The organism is Spirosoma aerolatum, from assembly GCF_002056795.1.
GTDB classification, from domain to species: Bacteria; Bacteroidota; Bacteroidia; order Cytophagales; family Spirosomataceae; genus Spirosoma; species Spirosoma aerolatum.
The window spans coordinates 1,852,479-1,869,593 of record NZ_CP020104.1; the positions used below are offsets into that span (position 1 = coordinate 1,852,479).

Here is a 17,115-nt window from a genome sequence, read left to right on the forward strand (position 1 = left end):
AGATCATTTCACTCATTCACTCATTCGCTCTTTCACTCTTTATGACCGGCCAAAGATACGCTTTTTTGCCACCCTACAGCCTATTTGCCGGTGCATGTAGATTGACCACTGAGTAAGTCGTGGGAAGCTTAATAATACGTTTACCAAAAAATCAGTTAATTTTGGCCCCTGTTTGAACAGGACTATAGTTCATGACCATATTAGGTATTTCTGCTTTTTATCACGATTCAGCGGCTGCGCTAATCGAAGATGGCCGTATCGTTGCCGCAGCTCAGGAAGAGCGATTTACACGTAAAAAGCATGACCCAGGATTTCCGGCTCACGCAATCCAATACTGCCTTCAATATAGTGGGGCAGACCTCAATAAATTAGATGCCATTGTCTTTTACGACAAACCACTGCTGAAATTTGAGCGGCTACTCGAAACGTATTACGCCTTTGCACCCAAAGGCATTCGGTCGTTTCTGATGTCGATTCCGGTTTGGCTCAAGGAAAAGCTGTTTCTCAAGCGACTGATTCGGGAGGAACTGGAAAAGATAGGGTATAAGTCCTCCAGCAAAGTAAAGCTGCTGTTTCCTGAGCACCATCTGTCGCATGGAGCCAGTGCGTTTTATCCGTCGCCGTTCGAGCGGGCGGCTATCCTGACCATCGATGGTGTTGGCGAATGGGCAACGGCGTCTATTGGCCTGGGTGAAGGGAAAAACATCTCGATCCTGAAAGAATTACGGTTTCCGCATTCGCTGGGGCTTTTGTATTCGGCATTTACCTACTTCCTGGGCTTCCGGGTGAACTCCGGTGAATATAAGTTGATGGGGTTGGCTCCGTATGGCGATCCGACTTCTCCCGATGTAGCTCGCTACATGGCGATAATTAAGGATAAACTGGCTGATTTACGGCCCGATGGCTCCGTTTGGCTCAATCAGGAGTATTTCGATTATGCCACTGGGCTCACCATGGTGCATGAACAGAAATGGGCCGAACTGTTTGGCTTTCCGAAACGTCAGCCTGAAGATGAGCTTCAGGCACATCACTGCAACCTGGGCCTGGCCATTCAATACCTGACCGAAGAGGTGGTACTAAACATGGCCCGAGAAGCCAAACGGTTAACTAATGCCGATGCGCTGGTGCTGGCCGGTGGTGTAGCCCTGAATTGTGTATCGAACGGGAAACTTCAGGCAGCTGGATTGTTCAAAGATCTCTTTATCCAACCCGCTGCCGGTGATGCAGGTGGTGCTTTAGGAGCTGCTTTAGCCGCCTACCATATTTATTTCGGAAAAGAACGTGAGGTTACGAAAGAACGGGATGCCATGCGGGGCTCGTATCTGGGGCCAACCTTCTCCGATCTGGACGTTGAACTGATGGCTTTGAAATATAAAGCAGTTGGAAAACACTTCGATAATTTCGACGAACTGAGTCGGGAAACGGCCCGATTGCTGGCCGAAGGCAATGTGGTGGGCTGGGTGCAGGGACGCATGGAATTTGGGCCCCGGGCCTTGGGTGGCCGCAGCATTCTGGGCGATCCACGAAATGCCGAGATGCAGAAAAAACTAAACCTGAAAATTAAGTACCGGGAGTCGTTCCGGCCGTTTGCGCCATCGGTACTAGCCGAAGATTGCGCCGAGTATTTCGATTACGATGGGATTTCGCCGTATATGCTATTGGTTCATCCGGTAGCGCAAAAACGCCGTACACCCGTACCGGCCGATTATGCCAGTTTCCCCCTGCGCGAAAAACTGTACTACCAGCGGTCCGACTTGCCGTCGATTACCCACATCGATTATTCAGCCCGGATTCAAACGGTACATAAAGATACCAACCCGCGTTATTACCAGTTGATTGATGCGTTTAAGCAACTTACGGGCTATGGTGTTATTGTTAACACCAGTTTCAATGTGCGGGGCGAACCCATCGTTTCTACACCTGATGATGCGTATCGATGCTTTATGCGTACCGAAATGGATTACCTGGTTGTCGGAAACTACCTGTTCGATAAGCGCCAGCAACCCGAATGGCAGGATACTGATAACTGGAAAGAAGAGTTTGTTTTAGACTAACGGGCGCCTACCGCCGAATGGGCTGAATTGATGCAATCAAAATTTGTTTCGAGTGGTATTCGTTTACTATTCCTGGCGTTCCTGGCCTTTCTTCTGTATTACGGAGATCGAATCCATGTGGTATTGGATTACCCACACAGAGGGCTTTTCGATAATATTTACGTTCGGCTAGCTAAAATCGCCATGCTGCTTCTGGTGATGATGGAACTAGTCCGGTTGTATTATTATGGAGTGGTTAAGAACCCGAATCCGCCTAAGCTAATCGGTAATCTAGCGACGCTGCTGGTGCCCACTGCGCTCTTGTTGGTGTTCGTTGAAATTATTTTCATGTTCATTGCCCAGAGCCAGGAGGGAGGGCTTACACTAGCTTCGCACATCTGGTTCGAGCGGTATTGGCCACCCATGGTTGGCGATTACCGCGATACGCCCAGAACGGATACACTGGGCAAAAAAGTCGTATTGGTTGTGGGCGATTCGTTTACATCGGGGCACGGTCTGAAGCGGGCAGAAGAACGATACGGAAACATTTTGGGCGAAAAGTTAGGCAATCAGTATATCACCTATAATCTGGGTATATCAGGCTCCGATACCCGTAATGAATACGAACGGTTGGTGAAATTCGGCAAAAAGCCCGATATACTCGTTTTACAGTATTTTCCGAACGACATCGAAAAGGTGGCCCACGACCACGGTTTGGTACCAGCTTCGTTTGAGCCCTATTCCGATGTACCCCGGATGTTTCAATCGCTGTTTATTAAGTCCTATTTGCTCAATTATCTATACTGGCAGTTTCCACATGGTAATTTTGCGCCGTTCGATACCTATGCTCGCACAGCCTATGGAACTCCGGCGATTATTAACGATCATTTGAGCGATCTGGCTAAATTTGTAACGTATGCCAAGGAGCATAATGCTCGTTTCTACGTTGTATTATTCCCTTTCTCGCACAATCTGGAAAAAACAACGGAATACGTCAAGCCGGTGGTTTCGTTCTTTCAAAAGAACAACGTGCCGGTTTTGGAAGCTGGTAAGCTGATGGGCGATATTGACCCGAAGGACCGGGTAGTGGGACGAAATGATGGTCATGCCAGTGCATTGGTGAATCAGCGCGTAGGGGAGGCCCTGTTCAAACTTGTTCAGTCTAACCCAGGTACGGGGCATATTGCCTCGTCCGACAGTACAGCTAAACCTTAGATTTTTTACTTATTGATTTGATAAACAAGTAAATAAACGTAAAGTAAATCATGGAATTTTTGCAGGACATTATCAAATTCATGCAGCAGCGTAAGAAATGGTGGCTGGCACCAATGATTATTCTGTTGCTGCTGATTGGTATTCTGATTGTTATTGGTGGCGGATCGGCCGTTGCACCGTTCATTTACACGCTGTTCTAGGCATGGACGTTTCTGAGAAGGTAAAAGCCCAGTTGGTTATTGTAACTGGGCTGGTTGTACTGTATTTCATTTTTAAATCGCCCTGGTGGCTTTATGCTGCCGCAGCGGTTGGTATTTTGAGTCTGGCGATTCCGGCGGCAGGTGATCTGATCGTGAAAGCATGGTTTAAACTGGCGGAGGTGTTGGGAAACATCAACGGCAAGATCATTCTTTCCATTCTGTTTTTCGTCTTTCTGTGGCCGATTGCAATGCTCTATCGGCTAAGTGCCAAGAATCCGCTGGCTATTAAACGAACCGACCAAAAGTCGTTCTACAACGAACGAAATCACCAGTACACCAAAGAAGATTTAGAACAAACCTGGTAATTGATCGGCAGTCGTAAATGGATGGGTGAACGGATAAAGGCGTTTCCCAATCTATAAAAACTACCAGATTCATCAAATCTTAGGGTACACGCCTATGCAGTGTACCCTATTTTTATCTATTTTTGTTTTAGGCTTATCCAGAAAGACGGAGGGACGGACCCGATGAAGTCTTGGCAACCCTTTCAGAACCAATCAGTTACTGAGACTCGGTGCCAATTTCCTCCCGGTTTATTGACCGGGCCAGATAAGTTAGCTCCCCGCTATCCATCTTTCTGTGCCTAAGCTTTTTGCGGTTTTGGACTTTTTTAAGGACACGGATTGTTGGTATTCCTGACAATCGCACTATACAACTGCCTTTGAAAACGATATATGAACTTCTGAACGAGCGGATTCTCGTTCTTGATGGTGCAATGGGCACCATGATCCAGCGGTACAAACTGACTGACGCCGATTACCGGGGTGAGCGATTTAAGGATTTTCCACACGATGTAAAAGGCAACAACGATCTGTTATCGATCACGAAACCAGACGTGATCAGGGCAATTCATCGCCAGTATCTCGATGCAGGTGCCGACATTATCGAGACTAATACCTTCAGTGCCACGAGCATTGCCATGGCCGATTATTACATGGAGGACCTAGTCTATGAACTGAACTACCAGTCGGCAAAGATTGCGAAGGAAGTGGCGGAAGAAGTAACCCGTCAGAACCCCGATAAACCTCGGTTCGTTGCGGGCGCTATGGGTCCCACGAACCGTACGGCCTCGCTCTCGCCCGATGTCAATAACCCAGCGTATCGGGCGGTTACGTTCGATGAGCTGGTCGATACCTATTATGAGCAGGTAAGTGGCCTGGTTGAAGGAGGGGCTGATTTATTACTGGTTGAAACGATTTTCGATACGCTCAATGCGAAGGCGGCTATGTTCGCCATCGACAAATATTTTAGTAGTAGGAGCGAGGAGCGAGGAGCGAGGAGTGAGAACCCTCCTAACTACTTACCCGTTATGATTTCGGGGACGATTACCGATGCCAGTGGACGAACCCTTTCCGGACAGACGACGGAGGCCTTTCTGTACTCCGTTTCGCATTTACCGTTACTGAGTGTGGGGCTGAACTGTGCACTGGGGGCCGAACTGATGCGTCCGTATATCCAGACGTTAGCGAAAGAAGCGCCATTTTTTACGTCGGCCTATCCGAACGCTGGCTTGCCGAATGAATTTGGGGAATATGACCAAACGCCCGACGAAATGGCGGCTCAAGTCGAAGGCTTCATCCGGGATGGTTTCGTGAACATCGTCGGCGGTTGCTGCGGATCTACACCTGATCATATTCAGGCCATTGCGCAGGCAGCCGCTAAACACAAACCACGGCAGCGCCCACAGGCTGAACCCTATCAGAAACTAAGTGGTCTGGAACCCCTGAAAGTAACGGAACAAACCAATTTCCTGAACATAGGTGAACGTACAAACGTAACCGGTTCGAAGAAGTTTGCCCGATTGATCAAAGAGGGAAATTACGACGAAGCCTTGAGTATCGCTCGTGGACAGGTTGAAGGAGGGGCTCAGGTGATTGATGTGAACATGGACGAAGGCATGCTCGATTCGGTCGAAGCTATGACCACCTTCCTGAACCTGATTGCTTCCGAACCCGACATCGCCCGTGTTCCGATCATGGTCGATTCGTCGAAGTGGGAAGTGATTGAAGCTGGCCTGAAATGCGTACAGGGAAAGGCCATCGTTAACTCCATTTCGCTGAAAGAAGGCGAAGAAGCGTTTATCGAACGGGCAAAACTTATTAAGCGCTACGGTGCTGCTACGGTTGTGATGGCGTTTGATGAAACCGGGCAGGCCGATTCATACGAACGACGAATCGAAATCTGTGAGCGGGCGTACCGCATTCTGGTCGATAAAGTGAATTTTCCTCCGCAGGACATCATTTTCGATCCCAACATTCTCACCGTTGCAACGGGTATTGAAGAGCATAACAACTACGCTGTCGATTTCATCAACGCCACTCGCTGGATCAAGGAGAATCTGCCGTTAGCGAAGGTAAGTGGTGGCGTGTCGAACATCTCGTTCAGTTTCCGCGGCAACGATGTCGTGCGCGAAGCCATGCACTCGGCTTTTCTGTATCATGCCATTCGGGCAGGTATGGATATGGGTATTGTGAATGCGGGCCAATTGGAAGTGTATGACAACATTCCGAAAGATCTGCTGGAACGCTGTGAAGACGTACTGTTGAATCGTCGGGACGATGCTACCGAACGGTTAGTCAATTTCGCGGAAACCGTAAAAGCCAAGGGGAAAGCCGTGGTGCAGGACGAAAGCTGGCGAGCTGAACCCGTTCGCGAACGGCTCAAGTATGCGCTGGTGAAGGGGATTACCGACTACATTGATGAAGATGTGGAAGAGATTCGCCAACAGGTCGAACGTCCGCTGCATGTGATCGAAGGGCCGTTGATGGATGGTATGAACGTGGTCGGTGACCTGTTTGGCGCGGGTAAAATGTTTTTGCCGCAGGTGGTCAAATCGGCACGGGTGATGAAAAAAGCCGTCGCTTATCTGACCCCATTCATCGAAGCCGAAAAATCGGGCGAAGGTTCATCGTCGGCGGGTAAAATTCTGCTGGCAACGGTGAAAGGCGACGTCCATGATATTGGTAAAAATATCGTCGGGGTTGTGTTGGGCTGTAACAATTACGAGATCATCGACCTCGGTGTAATGGTGCCGACACAGAAAATTCTGGATGAAGCCCGCAAACATAATGTCGATATTATCGGCCTGAGCGGACTCATTACGCCGTCGCTCGATGAAATGGTCGGTGTGGCTAAAGAAATGCAGCGACAGGGCTTTACACTGCCGCTGCTAATTGGTGGTGCTACCACCTCAAGAACGCATACGGCTGTTAAGATCGATCCACATTATGCCGGACCAGTTGTTCATGTGCTGGATGCCAGCCGGAGTGTGCCCGTGGCGGGGCGGTTGACAAGTGAGCAGGCAGCAACCCGCGACGAGATTTTTAATCAGATCAAAGCTGAGTATAGCAAACTCCGTGACGACCACGCCCGTCGTCGGCAGGAGAAAGCCAGCCTGACGATTGACAAAGCACGCCAGAACCGGGCACCCATCGACTGGCGGAATTTTGAGCCAGTCAAACCCACATTCCTGGGTAATCGCTATTTTGAGGATTACGATCTGGCCGAGCTGCGAAACTACATCGACTGGACACCTTTCTTCCAAACCTGGCAGCTACATGGTAAATACCCCGCCATCTTCGAGGATGCCACGGTGGGTAAAGAAGCTCGGCAACTGTTTGATGATGCCAACCGACTGTTGCAGGAAATTATCGATGGCAAGCTGTTGAAAGCGAAGGCTGTAGTTGGATTTTACCCGGCCAACGCTGCCGACGATGATGTACTGTTGCATGAGTTTGAAGAACAGGTTCGCGAAATTCCCTGCGAACGGCATGGATCGCACCGACATATTGAATATAAAATCAGTCGAACGCAGTCGCAGACGGCGGTAAGTCCGGTTGGTGAATTGATTTACGATACCAAAACGGTACTGCATTTCCTGCGTCAGCAGAACCAGAAAGCACCGGGCTTGCCTAACTACTGCCTGTCGGACTTTGTGGCTCCCCTCGAAAGCGGCCGCGAAGATTACCTGGGTGGGTTTGCCGTGACAGCCGGTATCGGTATCGAAGCGTTGCTGGAAAAATACGAACGCGATCACGACGACTATAGCAGTATCATGGTGAAAGCCATTGCCGACCGTCTGGCCGAAGCCTTCGCTGAGTGTATGCACGAACGCGTACGGACGGAATTCTGGCCCTATGCGACAGGAGAAACGTTCTCGAACGATCAACTGATTAAGGAAGAATACCAGGGTATACGGCCCGCACCAGGTTATCCAGCTTGTCCCGATCATACCGAAAAAGGCACGTTGTTTGAACTGCTGGACGCTGGTAAGATCGGTATCGAACTGACCGAAAGTTATGCCATGTACCCAGCCTCGTCGGTCAGTGGATTCTACTTCTCGCACCCCGAATCGAAGTATTTTGCCGTTGGTAAAATCAACAAAGACCAGATATTAGATTACGCCCAACGGAAAGATATGCCGGTTGACGAGGTAGAAAGATGGTTGGCTCCTGTCCTTAGTTATGATGCCTAGCGTTAAACATCTATAGTGCAAAAGACGGTTGTGTAAGCGACCGTCTTTTTTGTTATTAACTTTAACACGTAATCGTCAGCCGTATATGGGTAATTTTATTAACTATGTCGAGATTAGTAACTTCAAATCGATACGTCATTTGAAGTTAAAAGAGTTTAAGAAAATTAATTTGTTTATAGGTAGGCCAAATGTTGGTAAGTCGAATTTGTTAGAAGCTCTATCCTTATTCAATGTATCATGGGATAAATTAACAGATATCGTTCGAGTTGAAAACTTAAGGGAGCTTCACTACGATGGAAATGTTGATGAAAAAATAAATATAACGGTAAAAAGGGAAAATGAAAAAGATTATGTCGAGAGCTGTGAGATGACTTTTTTACGCTCTATGGGTATGACTTTGGTAGGACTCTCTAGGAGAAACATTCTCCAGCCAGAAGATCTTCATCTTAATGAAAAATACGCATATCAGATTGATGATAAATTCAAACCGCTCAAGCCGCCTGGTTATACTTATTTTTTTGATGAAATAAGAAAATATACATTTAAATCTGATATTAAATTCTTTGAGAAACGTTACCCATATTTATTGCCTCCTTTTGGTAATAATATTCTATATGTATTAGAGCCTGTTTAAAAATGCTTAAGAATTCGGTTGATGTTGGATAAATACACAAACGATTCATGGGAAGCAACTCCACATTCATAGTCCTTGCTGAGCCGTCGCGACCAGTTCATCCAAGCAAAGGTTCGCTCTACCTTCCAGCGCATAGGCACCACCTGGAAACCGGCCAACTCTTTTACTCTCACCACATCTAAAATTAACCCAAGGGACTTTTTAAGCCAGCGGGCTAACTTTTTGCCATAGGCACTGTCAGCTAAAATCTTACTCATTCGCTTATATCCTTGATCCGCTAAACGACTTAACACTGCTCGTGCTGCCGGACTATCATGCTGATTGGCAGCATGGACCACCACTACTAAAACTAAGCCCAATGTATCAACGACAATATGCCGTTTGCGTCCGTTGATTTTCTTATGCCCATCATAGCCTTTGGGAACGACGCCCCATTCACTACACTTAACACTCTGTGAATCAATGACACCCACGCTGGGTGAGCCCTCCCTCCCGGCTTTCTTTCGTCGACGTTCGACCAACTCTTTATTGAGTCTTTCCCACATACCATTATTGCGCCACTTCCAAAAGTAATAGTAGCATAAGGGCCAGGGTGGCAGATCGTTGGGTAAAAGTCGCCATTGGCATCCAGCTTTTGTTACATATAATAAGGCATTTAGAATAGTACGAAGGGAATACTTGCGTTTACGTTTGTCGGCCAGTATTTCTTCAATAACTTGCCAGGCAGAATCTGTCAGATCTGTGGGATACATCTGTTGTTGGATTAGCATACAAATTGATTACCCAAAAGATTCTTTCGACAGGAGTTTACCATGAACACCGAAGAATTCGTAGAAGTAATTAAAGTTGTCACTGAGCAATGCGCTCAAGCTACAATTGGCTCTTTATTAGTAGTTCCAGGCCGTAAGCCTGACGGCACTAAATTGGCTCTATCTCAATGGTATAACTCTTTAGGCGATATAGAGAAAGATAACGTGAACAAGATTATCAAAGAAGCAACTGCACAAACAACTTTTTCCTTTCTATGTGTTCTTGATGGAGTCACTGCCATTGAAGATGGCGAAAGCAAAGGGGCTCTTGAGCTTACATACATTGCGTCTGATGGGAGTCGGCTTTTGCTAAATAACCCAAACAATGAACATCTCCATGATGTGTTCAACAGTTAAAAGCCGTTTTTAAACAGGCTCTTAGAATGGATAGCTGAAGAAACAGATAGGATTTTGGATGAGCCTTGATACAATAATTTTGAAATAATAAGAATAAAAACTCCCGGCCATGTTAACCACAGCCGGGAGCGAAAACTTAACCATATAGTTTAAAACGCTACTAGGAACCACACATTTCACAACCTTCTGGATCGTCCAGAGAGCAGGTCATGGCCGCATATTGCTGTTCGAGGTCAGTCACCATTGGTACAGGGGCGGGCGCTACGTTCTGTGCGTGCTCTTTGGCGTACTGTACGTAGTTGAGTGGTTTCTCGACGGGTGCTGTTTCGGCCATAACGGGTTCGAGTTGAGGCTCGGCCTGAGGCTGTACTACGGTGAACTTCACCGCATCGGTAGCTGCTTTCGTACGCAGGTAGTACATACCCGTTTTCAGGCCCGCTTTCCAGGCGTAGAAGTGCATCGACGTCAGCTTACCGAAGTTCGAATCCTGAATGTGGATATTCAGCGACTGCGACTGACAGATGTATGCACCCCGATCGGCCGCCATGTCGATGATGTGCTTCTGCTTGATCTCCCAAACCGTTTTGTACAGGTCTTTGATGTTCTGCGGAATGCCCGGAATCGCCTGAATAGAGCCGTTGGCCAGAATCAGGTTGTTCTTCATTGTATCGTTCCACAGACCCAGTTTTACGAGGTCTTTCAGCAGGTGCTTGTTCACGACGACAAACTCGCCTGACAATACACGACGGGTATAGATGTTGCTCGTGTACGGCTCGAAGCACTCGTTGTTGCCCAGAATCTGCGAGGTCGATGCGGTAGGCATCGGAGCCAGCAGCAGCGAGTTCCGAACTCCGTGTTCGATCACATCTTTACGAAGGCTCTCCCAATCCCAACGGGTTGATTTTGGGTTTACTCCCCACATATCGAACTGAAAGATCCCCTGCGAAATGGGGGAGCCTTTCCAGGTTTCGTAGGGTCCGAATTCTTTGGCGGCCTCCATTGAAGCCGTCATGGCGCCGAAATAGATCGTCTCGAAAATATCTTCGTTCAGGCGACGCGCTTCTTCCGATTCAAACGGCATCCGCAGCATAATGAACGCATCGGCCAGACCTTGTACGCCTAAGCCAATTGGCCGGTGGCGCATGTTGCTCCGACGAGCTTCTTCGACCGGGTAGTAGTTGATGTCGATGATTTTGTTCAGGTTGCGGGTAGCCACCTTCGTAATCTCGAACAACTTCTGGTGATCGAAACGCATGATACCGTCTGGATCGCGCTTGATAAACTTTGGTAACGCAATCGACGCCAGGTTACAAACCGCTACTTCGTCGGGAGCCGTGTACTCGATGATTTCGGTGCAGAGGTTCGACGATTTGATGGTTCCCAGGTTCTTCTGGTTCGACTTTTTATTGGCCGCATCTTTATAGAGCATATATGGCGTGCCAGTTTCGGTTTGTGATTCCAGAATCTTGAACCACAATTCCTGCGCCTTCACCGTCCGACGGGCGCGGCCTTCGCGCTCGTAACGCTCGTATAAGGCTTCGAATTCTTCGCCATAGCAATCGGCCAGACCGGGGCACTCGTGCGGACAGAACAACGACCAAACGTCATCAGCTTCTACCCGCTTCATGAACAGATCGGGCGTCCAGAGTGCATAGAACAGGTCGCGGGCGCGAACTTCTTCTTTGCCCGAGTTCTTTTTCAGATCGAGGAATTCGAAAATATCCGCATGCCAGGGCTCCAGATAAATGGCAAACGAACCTTTGCGCTTACCACCGCCCTGATCTACGTAGCGGGCCGTGTCGTTGAACACACGCAGCATGGGGATGATCCCGTTCGACGTGCCATTGGTACCCTTAATGTAAGTACCTGTTGCCCGGATGTTGTGAATGCTCAGACCAATTCCCCCAGCCGACTGCGAAATCTTGGCCGTTTGCTTCAGGGTGTCATAAATACCATCGATGGAGTCGTCCTGCATCGTCAGCAGGAAACAGCTCGACATCTGGGGTTTGGGCGTTCCGGCATTGAACAGCGTCGGGGTTGCGTGGGTGAACCACTTTTCCGACAGCAGATTATAGGTCTCAATGGCCGAATCAATATCTTCCTGGTGAATTCCAACGGCTACCCGCATCAGCATGTGCTGTGGGCGTTCGGCAATACGTCCGTCAATCTTCAGCAGGTATGATTTTTCGAGGGTTTTGTAGCCGAAATAATCATAGCCATAATCGCGATCATAGATGATCGTAGAGTCCAGCAGAGCCGCATTCTGGCGAACGACTTCATACACTTCCCGCGAAATCAGCGATGCATTCTCGCCGGTTTTTGGGTCTTCGTAGTGGTAAAGTTTTTTGATCGTGCCCGAAAATGATTTATTGGTCTCTTTGTGGAGGTTAGAAATGGCGATCCGGGCCGCCAGAATGGCATAATCCGGGTGTTTGGTGGTCATCGAAGCGGCTGTTTCGGCCGCCAGATTGTCGAGTTCTGTCGTTTTAACGCCGTCGTAAAGGCCGCTAACAACTTTTACGGCGACTTCAACGGGTTGTACATAAGCTGGATCGAGGCCATAGCACAGCTTCTCGATTCGAGCCGTGATTTTGTCGAATTTGACAGATTCCCGGCGGCCATCACGTTTGATTACGAACATGATAAGTTTGGGCTAGTTATGTAAAGAGAGATGATTTGATACAAATGAAAGTGAACGTGGTGTTACGGAATCGCTATACTCAGTTACGGTGCTAAGGGTCGGCTTGTCCCGATGGAGAATAATGAATCGCTTCTTTGAGCTATCCATTTATCCGGAAGTGGGCCTGTTATGAGACTTTAAAGTTCTGTTGAAATAGACGGAAAAGCAACCAAGAAGGTTCGCCCATTTTACGGAATCATTGAAACGTGCAACTCTGCTAAGTAGGTTAAGAAATTGTTAAGCCATCATCCTGAATGACTTAACAATACCCTACTGCAACAGTATTCTAAGAAATAAAAAAAGTAATTTTTATTTGGCGGTTTGCACGACCGATTATTGGTCTGGCTAAGCCGTAGAAGAAGCGTAATGGTGTAGAAATATATGAAAAAATGGCCTCAAAAACAAGTCTTTAGTACACGATTATTACCCAACGGTACCAATTTAGGATATTGATTCGTCAGGTTTAAAGATGCGTTAAAAAGTCTTTGTAATCCCCGTAAAAGGCCTTACCTTTGCAGTCCTTTTCGGTCGGAAACCGAGAAGATGACAAGAAACAGCGATTTATCATGAAAAAGGGCATTCACCCGGACTACCGCGATGTGGTATTCCACGACCTGTCGAGCGATTATAAATTCCTGACGCGCTCTACAGTTCAAACCAAAGATAGTGTCGAGTTCGAAGGGAAAACCTACCCACTCGTAAAAATTGAAGTTAGCTCGCAGTCGCACCCTTTCTATACGGGTAAGAATGTGCTGCTCGATACCGCTGGTCGTGTGGACAAGTTCCGCAAGCGCTACGGTACCAAGTAAGGCTGAACCAATACGGTTTTATCAAAAGCTCCTCTGTTGCGACCACCGTGGCAGAGGAGCTTTTCTTTATACTTTTACGTAAGAGCGTTTCGATTGATTACGCCGTTGATACTATGAAGAATATCCTGATCATTGAAGATGACCGGCGCATTGCCCAGAATATTAGTCGGGGCCTTCAGGAAGAAGGATATACTACGCAGGTAGTCTATGAAGGCCTAAATGGGAGGCAGCTGGCCTTACAGCCGGGTGTCGATCTGATCATCCTGGATATTAACCTGCCCGGCCTAAGTGGGTTTGAAGTATGCCGGAGTGTTCGGGCGGAGAAACCCCAGTTGCCCATCATTATGCTGACGGCCCTGGGCGAAATTGAAGATAAGGTAGAAGGACTGGCCTTAGGTGCCGATGATTACCTGGTTAAGCCATTCGATTTCAGGGAGTTGCTTGCTCGCGTGTCTACCTGCTTTCGCCGGACGGCACTCAGTGCTAATCCGTCGAGCCAGGAAATCTGGCAAGTCGCTAATTTGACCGTTAACGTAACGACCAAAGAGGTTCGGCGGGGTACAACACCCATTGACCTGACGGCTCGTGAATTTTCATTGCTTGACTATTTCATGCGCAATCGGGGCCGAGTATTGTCGAAAGCCGATATTGCTGAGGCCGTCTGGAGTCTTAACTTCGATCCGGGAACGAATGTGGTTGAAGTATACGTCAATTACCTTCGTAAGAAAATAGATCGCGATTTCGAGCCAAAGCTAATTCACACCCGTCCGGGGTTGGGTTATGTGTTAAAAGAGGAATAAAATCCGCTTTTGTATGACCATCCGTAACCGCATCGCCCTTCAGTTCTCGCTAATTGTAGCGTCGATCCTTATTTTCTTTTCAATTCTGATTTACTGGGTGTCGGCTACGTATCGGCAGGAGGAATTTTATGAACGATTGAAAAATAAAGCACGAACCACGGTGCGTTTTTTGATCGAGGTAAAAGAGGTAGATCGAGAGCTATTGAAAATCATTGACCATAACACCCTGACAGCCCTGTTCGATGAGAAAGTTCTGATTTTCGATGGGCAAAACCACCTGATTTATTCCAGCGTCGATGATCAGGTTATTTACTATCGATCTACCTTCCTGAATGAGGTTCGGCAGAAAAAAGAAATCGAAACGCATAGTGGCCCCAACGAACTGGTTGGATTGCTGTACCAGCAAAATGGTCGTGATCTGGTCGTATTAGCGTCGGCCTACGATCAGTTTGGTAAAAGCAAACTCGAAAATCTCAAACTTACCCTTGGCTGGGGACTACTGGTTGGGCTTAGTATAACCATTGGCCTGGGTATCTTCTTTGCCGGGCAGTCGCTTCAACCGATTAGCCAGATTAACCAGCAGGTTTCCACAATTACGGCTCGTAATCTCCAGCAGCGGCTGGATGAAGGAAATCGTCAGGATGAGATTGCGCGGCTGGCGATGAACTTCAACGACGTGCTGTACCGGCTTGAGCAAGCCTTTGAGCAGCAACGAAGTTTTGTATCACACGCATCGCATGAATTGCGGACACCCCTGGCTGCGCTCAAATCAGAGATTCAGTTGGGGCTGCGTCGGCCTTTAACCGTAGCCGAGCACCAGGATATTCTAACCAATCTGTTATCGGATACGGATCGCCTGATTGGCTTAACCAATGGCTTGCTCTTTCTGGCGCGAGCTCTGGAAACCAGTAATCAGGTGACCCGACAGCCCATTCGAATCGATGAAGTGATTTTTTTAGCGAAGGATGAATTGGTAAGCGCCAAGCCTCACTATCAGATTAGTGTTGATTATGAGAACATACCGGAAACCGAAACAGAAACCCTGATTGAAGGTAATGAGGAACTGCTGAAACTGGTTTTTGTGAACCTGTTCGACAATGCCTGCAAGTATTCAGAAAATCAAACGGCCCAGGTTCGTATAGGCACCGATAGTCATTTTTGTCGGATTACAGTCCGCGATACTGGCATTGGCATCTCGGAGCAGGATATAGCCCATATTTTTGAGCCTTTTTATAGAGCGTCTAATGCGCTTGATTATCAGGGTTTTGGTATTGGCTTGTCGATTTGTGCCAAATTAATTGAGCTTCACCAGGGGACGTTGACGGTTGAGAGTGAAGTGGAAGAAGGGAGTACATTTACCATTTCGTTGCCTCATTTGTAATCAGATTGAAACCCCACTAGGCTATTGAGATAAAGACTACCTATCTTATTGATTAAGTTATTAAAGTATACAGTTAAGTTTGTTAAAAGAGTTTTTAATAGCAATCAAGCAGTTGGTTAGCCGGAGGTATTAAAAAACGATGCGCAAAAAATAGCCTGATTGTCAATGCGGAAATTCTAAAAAAATGTCTTTTTACTAAATAGGCCCAGAGTAAAAATAACTAGATACAGTACGATTCTAATGTTTTTCTAATCTCTTTTTAAAGTTGCTCTAATCCTTCTTTAATTCTGTCTTAATCTGGATTAAAGACCTTTGTAGCCCAAGTTCAGTCAATGTATGCGGCTACTGACATTCGTTTCTTTTTTAGTGTTCGTTTCTGCGGAATTTACTCAGGCCCAACCTAGTACAGTTTCGCCATCCCATCAGGATTCGCTCAGGATAAGTCTTCGACAGGCTGATAGTCTGTTTTTGAAAAATAATCTGCTGTTGCTGGCCGAACGGTTTCGGATCGACGCCAGCCAGGCGCAGGTGCTGCAGGCCAGTTTATACGATAATCCAAATGTAACGCTTGAACTCAGCGCCTATAACAACGAAGCCCGTCGTGTGTTGGATGTGGGGCAGCAGGGGGAGAAAATTATCTCGGTTCAGCAACTGCTCTATACGGCCGGAAAGCGTAATAAACGAATTGCCTTAGCATCGGAAGCCGCTCGATTGACCGAATTTGAATTGCTTGATCTACTGCGTGGCCTGCGCTTCGATCTCCGAAGCCGATTTTTCTCTATTTACTTTCAGGAACAGACACTAGCACGTTTCGACCAGCAGATTGCTACTCTTCAGACGACCGTATCAGCGTATGAACAGCAGTACCAACGGAACAATATATCGCTTCGTGAACTGTTGCGTCTGAAAGCGCTTCTTTTTCAACTCAACAACGACCGGACCGAAATCGTGTTTCAGTTAGCGGATGATCAGCGCGCTCTCAGAACCTTGTTGTCCGTCGATCAGCCCATTCGTCCACGCGTATTTAACGAATCATTACCGCGTTATCACCTGCCCAATCAGTCGGAGGATACCCTTCAGCAAATGGCGCTCCGTAACCGACCTGACCTGAAAGCCGCTGAGTCCCTGACCCGTCAGGCTGAGTTAAATTACAACCTGCAACGCGCGCTGGCAAAGCCCGATCTGCGTGTAGGTGGCACCTATGATCAGGCGGGGAGTTATATCCAGAATTATGTTGGCTTGTCTGTTTCGGCCGACGTGCCGGTTTTTAACCGCAATCAGGGGGCCATTCGGGCGGCTCGGAGCCAGATCAGCTACCAGAAACAACTGCATCAGCAGAAGGCCGTTCAGGTGACTAACGATGTAGCTACTGCCTTGCAAAAAGTACAGGAAGTGGAGCGTCGGGTGCAGTCCGTGGAAGGACAGTTTACCAATCAGTTTGACGAGCTGAATCGGGGTGTCATTACCAGTTTTCAGAAAGGTAATCTTACCCTGATTGAGTTTGTTGACCTGATCGAAGCATACAACGATAGCATTCGCCAGCTCAACCGACTGAAGGCTGATCGAATTAGTGCCTATGAAGAGTTGAATTATCTGGTCGGAACAGATTTGTTTAGATAAAAGAGAATACGGTCGGCATCCCAACACAACAAAACCACAGACT

13 protein-coding genes and 1 riboswitch are annotated in these 17,115 nt (G+C 47.6%); of the genes, 11 read left to right on the plus strand and 2 right to left on the minus strand.

The features are described 5' to 3' along the window. Positions 1–191: 191 nt before the first annotated feature. The 6 genes from B5M13_RS07445 (at position 192) to B5M13_RS07465 (ending at position 8,616) form a co-directional block, all read left to right on the plus strand. On the plus strand, positions 192–2,054 hold the full coding sequence (locus B5M13_RS07445; protein ID WP_080055079.1) for a carbamoyltransferase family protein: 1,863 nt from the start codon (positions 192–194) through the stop codon (positions 2,052–2,054). 30 nt (positions 2,055–2,084) lie between these two features. Further along, entirely contained in the window at positions 2,085–3,248 is a 1,164-nt protein-coding gene (locus tag B5M13_RS07450) for an SGNH/GDSL hydrolase family protein (protein ID WP_080055080.1), read from the plus strand. Between the two features lie 50 nt (positions 3,249–3,298). Next, positions 3,299–3,448, plus strand: a complete 150-nt coding sequence (locus B5M13_RS33695; protein WP_020600213.1) for a DUF5989 family protein — start codon at positions 3,299–3,301, stop codon at positions 3,446–3,448. A gap of 2 nt (positions 3,449–3,450) precedes the next feature. Beyond that, positions 3,451–3,813 (plus strand): SxtJ family membrane protein, encoded by a 363-nt coding sequence (locus B5M13_RS07455; protein ID WP_080055081.1) that lies wholly within the window; start codon positions 3,451–3,453, stop codon positions 3,811–3,813. A 130-nt stretch (positions 3,814–3,943) separates the two neighbouring features. Next, positions 3,944–4,064, plus strand: a riboswitch (SAM riboswitch). Between the two features lie 105 nt (positions 4,065–4,169). Continuing rightward, the gene (gene metH, locus B5M13_RS07460) at positions 4,170–7,982 is read left to right on the plus strand and encodes a methionine synthase (protein WP_080055082.1); all 3,813 of its coding nucleotides are present in this window, start codon (positions 4,170–4,172) and stop codon (positions 7,980–7,982) included. A gap of 85 nt (positions 7,983–8,067) precedes the next feature. After that, positions 8,068–8,616: an AAA family ATPase gene (locus B5M13_RS07465; protein WP_080055083.1), complete on the plus strand. Its 549-nt coding sequence runs from the start codon at positions 8,068–8,070 to the stop codon at positions 8,614–8,616. Here the strand turns inward: B5M13_RS07465 and B5M13_RS07470 are convergent. Further along, entirely contained in the window at positions 8,613–9,386 is a 774-nt protein-coding gene (locus B5M13_RS07470) for an IS5 family transposase (RefSeq protein ID WP_245859408.1), read from the minus strand. The genes B5M13_RS07465 and B5M13_RS07470 overlap by 4 nt on opposite strands. A gap of 42 nt (positions 9,387–9,428) precedes the next feature. Between B5M13_RS07470 and B5M13_RS07475 the strand changes: the two genes are divergently transcribed. Further along, positions 9,429–9,782, plus strand: coding sequence for a hypothetical protein (locus B5M13_RS07475; protein WP_080055084.1), 354 nt, complete (start codon positions 9,429–9,431; stop codon positions 9,780–9,782). Between the two features lie 160 nt (positions 9,783–9,942). On the opposite strand, the gene B5M13_RS07480 is transcribed toward B5M13_RS07475, so the two are convergent. Further along, complete coding sequence (locus B5M13_RS07480; RefSeq protein ID WP_080055085.1) at positions 9,943–12,423, minus strand: ribonucleoside-diphosphate reductase subunit alpha; 2,481 nt, start codon at positions 12,421–12,423, stop codon at positions 9,943–9,945. Positions 12,424–13,028: 605 nt separating this feature from the next. On the opposite strand from B5M13_RS07480, the gene B5M13_RS07485 reads away from it, so the two are divergent. The 4 genes from B5M13_RS07485 (at position 13,029) to B5M13_RS07500 (ending at position 17,072) form a co-directional block, all read left to right on the plus strand. Further along, a complete protein-coding gene (locus tag B5M13_RS07485) occupies positions 13,029–13,271 on the plus strand; it encodes a type B 50S ribosomal protein L31 (protein ID WP_080059834.1) in 243 nt (80 codons plus the stop codon). 113 nt (positions 13,272–13,384) lie between these two features. Further along, a complete protein-coding gene (locus B5M13_RS07490; protein WP_080055086.1) occupies positions 13,385–14,071 on the plus strand; it encodes a response regulator transcription factor in 687 nt (228 codons plus the stop codon). 13 nt (positions 14,072–14,084) lie between these two features. Beyond that, positions 14,085–15,452: a sensor histidine kinase gene (locus B5M13_RS07495; RefSeq protein WP_080055087.1), complete on the plus strand. Its 1,368-nt coding sequence runs from the start codon at positions 14,085–14,087 to the stop codon at positions 15,450–15,452. A 336-nt stretch (positions 15,453–15,788) separates the two neighbouring features. Next, positions 15,789–17,072 carry a TolC family protein gene (locus B5M13_RS07500; protein ID WP_080055088.1) on the plus strand — a complete coding sequence of 428 codons (1,284 nt, stop codon included), beginning with the start codon at positions 15,789–15,791 and terminating at the stop codon, positions 17,070–17,072. Positions 17,073–17,115: the final 43 nt, after the last annotated feature.

Bases quoted from the DNA above. Each gene is read 5' to 3' on its own strand.
- B5M13_RS07445 (WP_080055079.1), top strand. From the start codon at position 192: ATGACCATATTAGGTATTTCTGCTTTTTATCACGATTCAGCGGCTGCG.
- B5M13_RS07485 (WP_080059834.1), top strand. From the start codon at position 13,029: ATGAAAAAGGGCATTCACCCGGACTACCGCGATGTGGTATTCCACGAC.
- B5M13_RS07490 (WP_080055086.1), top strand. From the start codon at position 13,385: ATGAAGAATATCCTGATCATTGAAGATGACCGGCGCATTGCCCAGAAT.
- B5M13_RS07500 (WP_080055088.1), top strand. From the start codon at position 15,789: ATGCGGCTACTGACATTCGTTTCTTTTTTAGTGTTCGTTTCTGCGGAA.
- B5M13_RS07455 (WP_080055081.1), top strand. From the start codon at position 3,451: ATGGACGTTTCTGAGAAGGTAAAAGCCCAGTTGGTTATTGTAACTGGG.
- B5M13_RS07475 (WP_080055084.1), top strand. From the start codon at position 9,429: ATGAACACCGAAGAATTCGTAGAAGTAATTAAAGTTGTCACTGAGCAA.
- B5M13_RS07495 (WP_080055087.1), top strand. From the start codon at position 14,085: ATGACCATCCGTAACCGCATCGCCCTTCAGTTCTCGCTAATTGTAGCG.
- B5M13_RS07480 (WP_080055085.1), bottom strand. From the start codon at position 12,423: ATGTTCGTAATCAAACGTGATGGCCGCCGGGAATCTGTCAAATTCGAC.
- B5M13_RS07470 (WP_245859408.1), bottom strand. From the start codon at position 9,386: ATGCTAATCCAACAACAGATGTATCCCACAGATCTGACAGATTCTGCC.
- B5M13_RS33695 (WP_020600213.1), top strand. From the start codon at position 3,299: ATGGAATTTTTGCAGGACATTATCAAATTCATGCAGCAGCGTAAGAAA.
- B5M13_RS07450 (WP_080055080.1), top strand. From the start codon at position 2,085: ATGCAATCAAAATTTGTTTCGAGTGGTATTCGTTTACTATTCCTGGCG.
- B5M13_RS07465 (WP_080055083.1), top strand. From the start codon at position 8,068: ATGGGTAATTTTATTAACTATGTCGAGATTAGTAACTTCAAATCGATA.